This is a genomic window from Ruegeria sp. YKSF57, from assembly GCF_059612585.1.
The window spans coordinates 19,981-29,024 of record NZ_JBXWQW010000052.1 but is presented as its reverse complement, the minus strand read 5'-3'; the positions used below and the strand labels follow the sequence as shown (position 1 = coordinate 29,024).

Genomic DNA, 9,044 nt, shown 5'->3' with positions numbered 1-9,044 from the left:
ATCGGCTATGACAACGCTACCACGGTCGCCAAGACCGCGCATAAGAACGGCACAACCCTCAAGGAAGAAGCCATTGCGTTGGGGTTTGTGGACGAGGCAACCTTTGATGCCGTAGTGCGCCCCGAACAGATGATCGGCCCGAAAGACTGATGGGTAAACCGGTCAACCTGAACCGGTATCGAAAAGAAAAGGCGCGGGCCAAAAAGAAGGCCCGCGCAGATCAGAATGCCGTCGCCTTTGGGCGCACCAAGTCCGAAAAAGCAATCGTCAGGCTTCAGCAGGACAAGCAGAAGCGTGACCTTGACAATCACGAGCTGGATGAATGAGCGGTCGGCCGATAAAACGTTCATTGACCCTCAAGGGACACCGGACATCAGTCTCGCTTGAAGATGAATTCTGGCGGGCATTTCGTGATATTGCGAAAGAAAAAGATGAGCCAATCAACGCACTGGCCGCGCAAATTGATGTTGACCGCGACCCGGAAACCGGATTGGCCTCGGCTATTCGCGTGTTTATTCTGAACTGGTACCGAGACAAGGTTTAACGCTTGTCGGATCTTGGTCGTTGGGTGTAACGTTTTCCTGGAACAAAAGGGGTACATTTATGAGCAGCACGGTATTGGGACCTGACGGTCAACCTCGGTGTTCCTGGTGCCAGGCCGCGCCGGAATTCTTTGACTATCATGACACCGAATGGGGCTTTCCGGTCTCGGATGATCAGCGATTGTTCGAGAAACTGTGCCTGGAAAGCTTTCAGTCGGGTCTTAGCTGGCGCACGATCCTGAACAAGCGTGAGAACTTTCGAAACGCGTTTTTTGGATTTGATTTCCACAAGATGGCCGGTTTCTCTGAAGTTGATGTTGAACGTCTGCTGCAAAATGATGGGATCATTCGCCACCGGGGCAAGATCGAGGCGGTGATCAATAACGCCCGCCGCGCGCAGGAACTGGTGGCGTCCGAAGGATCGCTGGCGGCTTATGTCTGGCGGTATGAGGCGGAAACCCCGCCGCCCCCGCAATCAGCATCCACATCGCCCGAGTCGGTGGCAATGTCGAAGGACCTCAAGAAATGGGGCTGGAAGTTTGTTGGCCCCACGACAGTGTTTGCGTTCATGCAGGCCATGGGGCTGGTCAATGACCATGCCGAGGGCTGCGTGATGCGCGATAAGGCTGCACAGCTCAGAAAAGAATTCGACAAGCCCAATTAAAAAGCGCCCCGAAGGGCGCTTTAGGCATCACACCGACGCGCGATATATCTTGTCGATATTGCTACCAACTGCAGCATTGAACTCTTCATCCGACTGCTGCTTGGACAGGCCTTCGGTCAAAGCACGCGAGAATGAAGCGATCATCTTGCCGTTCTTGGCCAACAGGTCGCACGCCTCTTCGGTAGAGTATCCACCCGACAACGCAACAACACGCAGGACACGCGGATGATCCGCTAACGCGTCGTAAAGGTTGGCCTTGCTCGGAATGGTAAGTTTGAGCATCACTTCCTGCCCATCGCTCAGCTTGTCCAGGTTTTTGAGGATTTCTGCTTTCAGAATATCCTCAGCCTCGGTCTTGGTTTCGGAATGGATGTTCACCTCTGGCTCCACGATCGGGACCATTCCTGCAGCGATCACGTCACGCGCAACGTCGAATTGCTGGGTAACGACCGCCGCAATGCCTTGGGCATTGGCCTCGTGGATTACCGAACGTTCCTTGGTCCCAAAAACATTGGGATATTTGGCCAGAGATTCGGCAAGGCCCGGAATCGGCTTCATCATCTGAACGCCGTTTTCCTGCTCAGCCAGGCCTTTATCGATCTTGAGGAACGGTACGATGCCCTTTTTTTGCCAGAGGTAGTCGGCAACAGGCTTGCCGTCGATTTCCTCGCCCAGTGTACGTTCAAACAAGATCGCACCGATCACCTTGTCGCTGGTAAAGCTATCCGCAAGGATGATCCGCGCCCGCATCTTCTGGATCTCGTCGAACATCTCTTCTTCCGAGCCGTACTGCGAGTCATCCACGCCATAAAGCGCCAGCGCCTTGGGGGTAGAGCCGCCACTTTGATCCAGAGCTGCGATAAACCCCGCCCCGTTGGTCATTTGTTCGCGCTGATCTGCCTTGGACATAACACTTTCCCGTTCAATCTGATTCCACTTTGCCTTCCGCATACAGCAAGGTTTTGACGGATGGTAGTTTGTTAGCGCTCAAGGACGCGCAGCCAAATGCCGTCCTTTGCCCTGACCGTCAGATGAGCGACTGGAACCGGATCGCGCCCCTCAACCCGTTCGAATCGGAAATGGCGCAGAAACAGGGACAGGATCAGCGGACCTTCGACCATGGCAAATCCTGCGCCCGTACACACGCGCGGACCAGCAGAAAATGGCATATATGCCTCGCGCTGGCATTGTCGACCGTTCTCAGTCCCCCATCGCGCCGGATCGAATTCATCCGGCCTGTGCCACAAGCGTTCATGCCGGTGCAGGTGCCAGGGGCTCAGAACTATCTGCGCGCCTTTCGGAACTGGCCTGTTCCGAAACCGGTTTGGACAGATAGTTTCCCGCACCATCATCGGCACCGGAGGGTACAAGCGCAACGCCTCGCGAAACACATCACGACTTAACTTGAGACGGGACATGACCGCAAAGCTGTGATCCTCCAACGCCGCAGCCTCGGCAGCAACCTTTTCCTGCCAGTCCGGAAACAGCGCCATCAGATATAGCGTCCAAGCCAGGGCGGATGCACTGGTCTCGTGTCCGGCAAGAAAAAAGATGGCCACCTGATCCACCATCTCTTCGGTACTGAACCGCTCACCTGTTACCGGGTCGACGGTTGTCATGATCTTGGTTGCCAGATCGTCGGGCGCGGTGCCCGCCTCAATCTCGGCCATTCGCTGAACCGTCAGTTCTTTGATCAACCGACGCACTGCTGCAGCGTTCTCCCGTGTCTGACGCGAATGAAACCGCGGAATCCACCGTGGCATCGGCAGGAAAGCCGCCAGGTTCAACAAGGGCTGCGCCCGCTGGTAGGCGCGAAACCTTTCAAATACTTGCGAAGCTATGTCGTGATCTATGGGAATTGAAAAAAGTGTTCGAAAAATCACGTCTGCCGCCGCATGGCTGGTAATCTCCTCAAACTCGACATTTTGCCCCACATGCGATCTCAAGCGGTCAACACTCGCTTGAGATGCTGAAAGCATGGCCGGAAACGTGTCGCGCAGCCTGCCCCCTTCAAATGCCGGATCAATAATCCGCCGCTGCCGTTTCCAGGTCTCACCATTGGTCAGAAACACCGAGTTCCCCAAAAGCGGCTTGAGACCCTCGCGTATTCGGTCAGATTTCGGAAAATCATCCGGGCGCCGTTTCAAGACAACGTCAACCAGGTCCGGCTGATTGACCAGAAAGGATCGAAAAAAAGGCGTGCGAAATTCTGCCATCCACGCACGATACAAACGGTGCGGCTGGGCCGAAAGCAGGTCCTGACGGAACATTTTGACATAATGCCAAAGCGAAACTTTGTCTGTCCGCGACGCGGGTTTGGGGGGGATCATGCGGCCACCGACGTGTATTTCGACACCGACTTATCGATCCTGGATTTCGAAGACTTTCGCCCACTGAAACGTTCAGCCAAGGTCAGTGGCCCAGCAGTGATGCGAAAGTAATCGTAGTCGCGCGGTCGGTCAAATGCGCAAAGATACTGAAAATGCAATCGAAAGAATCGCCAGCGCAGCGCCTTCCATCGTGCCGGAGAAAGGGTTTGCGTAAAGGCCGCAGAAACGACAAGCGGCCAACGCTTGTTCTCAGTCGCAACCCCACTTACAGCAACCGCATCGCATAGGGCAAAGGCGCAACCGTCGCCGGGGGCCGACACGTCAATCCAGGTGATCCTGTCGCTTGTTCCAAGAAAACGCAGATCGGCACGCAATCTGTGAGCTTCGGGCAGGAACGAAACCATCGGCGTCACCTGACCCAATGTCAGAAACCCCAAAGCTGGACCGTCATCACGGACACCACCGGACCGGATCAGGTCTGCCAGAACCGAAACCCCCAAGTGGGCGCCGGAACTATGACCCACGAGCAGAACTTCATCGACATCGCCACGCATTGCGTCGCTGATCAGCGCCGTGAATTCGGCTAGCCGCACTTCCAATTCCTGAGGTGTTCTGCCGTGAGATCTGGAGGAATAGATGTAGTTGTGCAGCAGGTAGTAAACGAGGAGCTTGTTATCCAGTTTTCGAAACCACTGCAAAGCACTGGCGCTGGTGGCAATCGCCAAAGCATAACCAAACAAACCCAGAAGCGGTTTTGATACCTGAGTGACTGCCACGCCCAGAAACGCTGCAAGTATCAACTGCAAGACCAGCATGCCGACCGGATAGAGTGCGGCGATCACCGGCCCTTTGCGCAACCTCATCACGCGGCGCAGTGTGCCGGTCGCGACATAGATCCAGGCCATACGAACCGTTTGCATATAGGTTTTGGCGATCGAGCCAGCCATGCTGTCCCGCACAAGATCAGACCAGACCAAAACATCGAACTCGGCCTCTACTTGCCTTCCATCCTGCAGGGATGTCACATGCCAGCCATAGCGTTCGACGCCGGTTTTCGGACGAAGTGCGATGTCATACCCTGAAATCCGCGCCTGTTCCGCCCCCTCCTTGCGATACAACTCTCTGTATCTGCGTGCGTGCACGGGATCGTATCCGGGCAGGTAAAACACCCGGCGCGTGCGCACCTGTCTGTGCAACGATTGACTGCTCACGATCTCGACCTCATGGCCAAAACCTATAGCGGAATTTCGGCAAGCGTAAGACCCGCCACCTTCGATTTCAGGCAAGTTTTAACACGTCAACCCAGCGTCGCGAGCCCCGGAAATGTTTCCAGCAACCACCAACTGAAAGCCGTAAAAAGCCCGGTGACCAGCATGATACCCACGAACAACAGCAGTCCGCCCATAACCTTCTCGATCGTTCCCATATAGGGCTTGATCCGGTTCATTACCGACATGGACCGGTTCAGGAACATCGCCGCCAGCAAGAATGGTATACCTAAACCCGCCGCATAGACCCCCAGCAACAACGTTCCTCGCGCCACCGAAGCCTCGGACGCCGCCAGCGAGAGAATTGCACCAAGTTGCGGACCGATGCAGGGCGTCCAGCCAAAAGCGAACGCCAGACCGAGGATATAGGCACCGAATACCGATCCTCCGGAGTCACCAGTTTCCATACGTGCTTCACGGTCAAGTAGTGGAATACGAAACACGTTCAAAAAATGAAGCCCGAAAACAATGACGACAGCCCCGGAGAGCTTGGCAAAAAGCTCCTGGTTCGACAGAACAAAGGCTCCGAAAGCCGAAGCAGTGAACCCAAGCAACAGAAAGACCGTGGACAGGCCCAAAACGAAAAACAGCGCCGCCAGAGTCGCCTTTCGCCGTGCCCGCGCCTGATCCTGCATTTCGTTGATTGTCACGCCGCTCATATACGCCAGGTACGGCGGCACGATGGGCAGGACACAAGGCGACAGAAAGCTGATGACGCCGCCAAGCATGGCGATGAACATGGCAGGCAGCAGGCCCGCGTCGATGATATCGATTCCGAACATGTAACTGCACATATGTCATGAATGCGCGGACGTCACGAGGCCATGCGGTCACATCCCCGTGGTCTGACCGCTGGACAGGATCGGCGTTGGGCAATATCTGGCATATATGACCGAGATAACCGAAACTCTGGACGCTTTGGGCTTGCTGTGCCCCCTGCCCGTCCTAAAGGCCAGGAAACGGCTGAAGTCCATGCCAGACGGTGCAACTCTGCGCATTCTGGCAGATGATCCTGCAGCTATAGTCGACGTTCCTCACTTCTGCGCAGAATCAGGACATGCGTTGCTTTCAACTGGCGAAGACGGTGATCACCAGTTCTATCTGATCCGAAAGGGCGGATAGAAAAAAGGCGGGTCAATCGGACCCGCCTTTTTGAAACATCAATTTCCCGCAGACCACCATCCACGCCGCTTTGGCTTGGGGGGCTCAGCTGGCTGTGGTGGCTCTTCCGACACGGTTTCCAAAGTTGGCTCTGTGTCGGTTTGTTCGTCCGACTCGTCGGGATTCTCAGATTCAGCATCAGACTGTTGAGTTTCCTCGACAGCTGAAGCGCTCTCTTCTGCGACCGACGTAGTTTCCAGAACGGCCTCAGATTCCACTTGTGCCTCTGCTTCCGGCTCCGACGCAGCGCTTTCCACCACTTCGAGCTGACTTTCCTCTACGCCAGGCTCCGTCGGCTGGTCCGCCAAAGAGGTCTCTGTCTCGTTGGTTTCGGACGCGTCGCCTGCGTCATTTTCCAAAGCTACTGGTTCGTTCACGGCTTCCGAGTTCGGAGCAGCTTCTTCAACTACGGTAGCTTCTTCCTTTTTCTTCCGACGAGGTGCGCGGCGTTTCTTCGGCTTGGGTGCGTCGTCCTGCTGGGCCTCTTCTGTCGCTTCATCAGACGAAGGTTGACTTGGTTTTTCTTTTGCCTCGACGCTTCCCTCTTCCGGGGTAAACTCTGATGGCTGAGTTTCACCAGAATCGGCAGCATCACCATTTCCACCGCTCTTTTTGCGGCGGCGGCGGCGGCGCTTACGCTTGGGTTTTTGCTCTTCCTCGACCTGAACTGTATCTTCTTCTTCGTCGTCGCTTTCATCCGCATCTACCTGATCCATCAGGGATGCGTTTACCGAGACAACAGGGGCCAAAGGTTCAGGCACAATGCGGCTTGCGGTCTTGAACTTCTCCATCGAGAAATCCGGACTGACCAGATGAACGTCGCCTTCTATCCGGACCGACAATCCATATCGCGCCTCGATCTGAGCGATATGTTCGCGCTTCTGGTTCATCAGGAAGTTCGCGATCCCCACCGGGCAGCGCACCAGAACCTCGCGTGAGCGGCGGCGGGTGCCCTCCTCTTCGATCTGACGCAGAATCGACAAAGCCATATTGTCATCCGACCGGATCAAACCAGTGCCATGGCACGACGGGCAAGGCTGCGTTGTTGCTTCAAGCATACCGGGGCGCAGCCGCTGACGGCTCATCTCCAGCAAACCAAACCCCGAAATACGCCCAACCTGAATGCGGGCGCGGTCGGTCTTAAGCTTGTCTTTCAAGCGCTTTTCGACAGCTGCATTGTTCTTGCGCTCGTCCATGTCGATGAAATCGATAACGATCAACCCGGCCAGGTCGCGCAAACGCAGCTGCCGCGCCACTTCCTCGGCCGCTTCCAGGTTTGTCTTGAGCGCGGTTTCCTCGATCGAACCTTCTTTGGTCGCACGGCCCGAATTGACATCGATGGCAACCAGCGCCTCTGTCACGCCGATCACGATATAGCCACCCGACTTCAACTGCACCGCCGGGTTGAACATCGAGCTCAGGTAGCTTTCCACCTGATAGCGCGCGAACAATGGCAGCGTATCTTCGTACCGTTTCACGTTCTTGGCGTGAGACGGCATTATCATTTTCATGAAGTCCTTGGCGATGCGATATCCGCCCTCGCCCTCGACCAACACCTCGTCGATATCGCGGTTGTACAGATCGCGGATCGACCGCTTGATCAGGTCACCTTCTTCATAAATTTTCGCCGGCGCAATCGATTTCAGGGTCAGTTCGCGGATCTGTTCCCAAAGGCGCTGCAGGTATTCATAGTCGCGTTTTATCTCGGATTTGGTGCGCCTGGCGCCGGCAGTCCGGATGATCAGGCCCGCACCGGTCGGGACATCGATTTCCGACGCGATTTCTTTCAGCTTTTTGCGGTCGGCCGCATTGGTGATCTTGCGGCTGATGCCGCCGCCACGGGCGGTATTCGGCATCAATACGCAATAACGACCGGCCAGCGACAGATAGGTGGTCAGCGCAGCACCTTTGTTGCCGCGTTCTTCTTTGACGACTTGGACCAGCAGAACCTGGCGAACCTTTATGACTTCCTGAATCTTGTATCGGCGCGGGCGCGGCTTGCGATGTGGGCGAATATCCTCGCTGTCATCCTCTTCGGCCACGGATTCGATGCTGTCATCCTTGTCGCTTGCGTCCACACCGCCGATTTCGTCATCATCGCCATTGTCGCCATCGTCATCGGCTTGTTTTTCCGCCTCTTCAACAGCTGTGTCCCGAGGCGTTTCTTCGGATGCGCCATCAGAACCGGTATCAGAGCCGTCAGCATCTTCCCCGTCCGAAGGTTCCTCCACCGGGGTTTCCGCCACACGCTCCATCGGCGAGGTCCCTTCGGGCACCTCTGAATCACCGGGTTCGTCATCGTCATCCAAGTCGATCGTTTCCATGCCCGTGGGTTCCGAGGCCACATCCTTGGTCTCTACCGGGTCGTTTGACTTGAAGTCTTCGGCTTTGGCGCGCGAGCGTGAGCGGCGTTTTTTCGGTTTTCCCTCGTCAGTTTCGTCGCGATCCTTCATCGCTTCGGCATAGGCGCGCTCTTCCTCCATCAGCGCCTCGCGGTCGGCGACGGGGATCTGGTAGTAGTCGGGATGGATCTCGGAAAACGCCAGAAAACCATGACGGTTCCCGCCGTAATCGACAAAGGCCGCCTGAAGCGACGGCTCCACTCGCGTTACTTTTGCAAGATAGATGTTGCCAGCTAGCTGGCGTTTGTTTTCGGATTCAAAGTCGAACTCCTCGACCTTGTTGCCGTCCACCACCACGACGCGGGTTTCCTCCGCGTGGGTGGCATCGATAAGCATTTTCTTAGCCATGTTTCCTTGGTGCACCGCGCCAAATGCGTTGTCCTACCCTGTCCGGGCGGACGGGCGCTTTTGGGGTGGTGTCTTGTCTGGGCGATGTGAGACGGCGCAAGGCAGGGTCCGGCGCTATCGCCCCCTGCCCGTTCACTCAATGGTCGCGCGCGCGTCATCGCGGTTCTTCTCCGACAGACGCGGTCCAGCCTGCGCCTGCCCATTATTCCTTTCACCCGATTGTCCCGGGCGAAGGCACTCCATTGCCTCTGATCAGAGGCACAATCGGCCTGCGTTGCCATCCGGAAGTGGTCCGAAAGTTGCGGCAAAGCAGCGAAACTCAATGATTC

The 9,044-nt window shown here is 56.1% G+C and carries 9 protein-coding genes and 1 pseudogene; 5 read left to right on the top strand and 5 right to left on the bottom strand.

Features of this window, described 5'->3' with window-relative positions; genetic code table 11:
• The 4 genes and pseudogenes from AC2FLX_RS18495 to AC2FLX_RS18480 all read left to right on the top strand — a co-directional run.
• Positions 1-150, top strand: a pseudogene (locus AC2FLX_RS18495) (class II fumarate hydratase); the annotation flags it as partial.
• Positions 150-326: a DUF4169 family protein gene (locus AC2FLX_RS18490; RefSeq protein WP_496809631.1), complete on the top strand. Its 177-nt coding sequence runs from the start codon at positions 150-152 to the stop codon at positions 324-326. The pseudogene AC2FLX_RS18495 and the gene AC2FLX_RS18490, both read left to right, overlap by 1 nt.
• Complete coding sequence (locus tag AC2FLX_RS18485) at positions 323-544, top strand: ribbon-helix-helix domain-containing protein (protein ID WP_496809632.1); 222 nt, start codon at positions 323-325, stop codon at positions 542-544. Before AC2FLX_RS18490 ends, AC2FLX_RS18485 begins: the two co-directional genes overlap by 4 nt.
• A gap of 59 nt (positions 545-603) precedes the next feature.
• Positions 604-1,206, top strand: coding sequence for a DNA-3-methyladenine glycosylase I (locus AC2FLX_RS18480; RefSeq protein WP_496809633.1), 603 nt, complete (start codon positions 604-606; stop codon positions 1,204-1,206).
• A gap of 27 nt (positions 1,207-1,233) precedes the next feature.
• Here the strand turns inward: AC2FLX_RS18480 and AC2FLX_RS18475 are convergent, their stop codons facing one another.
• The 4 genes from AC2FLX_RS18475 to AC2FLX_RS18460 all read right to left on the bottom strand — a co-directional run bounded on the left by AC2FLX_RS18475 (position 1,234) and on the right by AC2FLX_RS18460 (position 5,586).
• The gene (locus AC2FLX_RS18475) at positions 1,234-2,115 is read right to left on the bottom strand and encodes a fructose bisphosphate aldolase (RefSeq protein WP_496809634.1); all 882 of its coding nucleotides are present in this window, start codon (positions 2,113-2,115) and stop codon (positions 1,234-1,236) included.
• A 71-nt stretch (positions 2,116-2,186) separates the two neighbouring features.
• The gene (locus AC2FLX_RS18470) at positions 2,187-3,536 is read right to left on the bottom strand and encodes a cytochrome P450 (protein ID WP_496743828.1); all 1,350 of its coding nucleotides are present in this window, start codon (positions 3,534-3,536) and stop codon (positions 2,187-2,189) included.
• Positions 3,533-4,747, bottom strand: coding sequence for a hypothetical protein (locus AC2FLX_RS18465; protein WP_496809635.1), 1,215 nt, complete (start codon positions 4,745-4,747; stop codon positions 3,533-3,535). The genes AC2FLX_RS18470 and AC2FLX_RS18465 overlap by 4 nt, the downstream gene beginning before the upstream one ends.
• Before the next feature lie 86 nt (positions 4,748-4,833).
• The gene (locus AC2FLX_RS18460; RefSeq protein ID WP_480748399.1) at positions 4,834-5,586 is read right to left on the bottom strand and encodes a cytochrome c biogenesis CcdA family protein; all 753 of its coding nucleotides are present in this window, start codon (positions 5,584-5,586) and stop codon (positions 4,834-4,836) included.
• A 106-nt stretch (positions 5,587-5,692) separates the two neighbouring features.
• Here AC2FLX_RS18460 and AC2FLX_RS18455 point away from each other — a divergent pair, with 106 nt between their 5' ends.
• Positions 5,693-5,926 (top strand): sulfurtransferase TusA family protein, encoded by a 234-nt coding sequence (locus tag AC2FLX_RS18455; RefSeq protein WP_480748398.1) that lies wholly within the window; start codon positions 5,693-5,695, stop codon positions 5,924-5,926.
• Positions 5,927-5,964: 38 nt separating this feature from the next.
• Here the strand turns inward: AC2FLX_RS18455 and AC2FLX_RS18450 are convergent, their stop codons facing one another.
• Positions 5,965-8,715, bottom strand: coding sequence for an Rne/Rng family ribonuclease (locus AC2FLX_RS18450; protein ID WP_496809636.1), 2,751 nt, complete (start codon positions 8,713-8,715; stop codon positions 5,965-5,967).
• Positions 8,716-9,044 lie beyond the last annotated feature (329 nt).

Excerpts from the sequence above, each read along its gene's own strand:
- AC2FLX_RS18490 (WP_496809631.1), top strand. The coding sequence starts at position 150 with ATGGGTAAACCGGTCAACCTGAACCGGTATCGAAAAGAAAAGGCGCGG.
- AC2FLX_RS18485 (WP_496809632.1), top strand. The coding sequence starts at position 323 with ATGAGCGGTCGGCCGATAAAACGTTCATTGACCCTCAAGGGACACCGG.
- AC2FLX_RS18480 (WP_496809633.1), top strand. The coding sequence starts at position 604 with ATGAGCAGCACGGTATTGGGACCTGACGGTCAACCTCGGTGTTCCTGG.
- AC2FLX_RS18475 (WP_496809634.1), bottom strand. The coding sequence starts at position 2,115 with ATGTCCAAGGCAGATCAGCGCGAACAAATGACCAACGGGGCGGGGTTT.
- AC2FLX_RS18470 (WP_496743828.1), bottom strand. The coding sequence starts at position 3,536 with ATGATCCCCCCCAAACCCGCGTCGCGGACAGACAAAGTTTCGCTTTGG.
- AC2FLX_RS18460 (WP_480748399.1), bottom strand. The coding sequence starts at position 5,586 with ATGTTCGGAATCGATATCATCGACGCGGGCCTGCTGCCTGCCATGTTC.
- AC2FLX_RS18455 (WP_480748398.1), top strand. The coding sequence starts at position 5,693 with ATGACCGAGATAACCGAAACTCTGGACGCTTTGGGCTTGCTGTGCCCC.
- AC2FLX_RS18450 (WP_496809636.1), bottom strand. The coding sequence starts at position 8,715 with ATGGCTAAGAAAATGCTTATCGATGCCACCCACGCGGAGGAAACCCGC.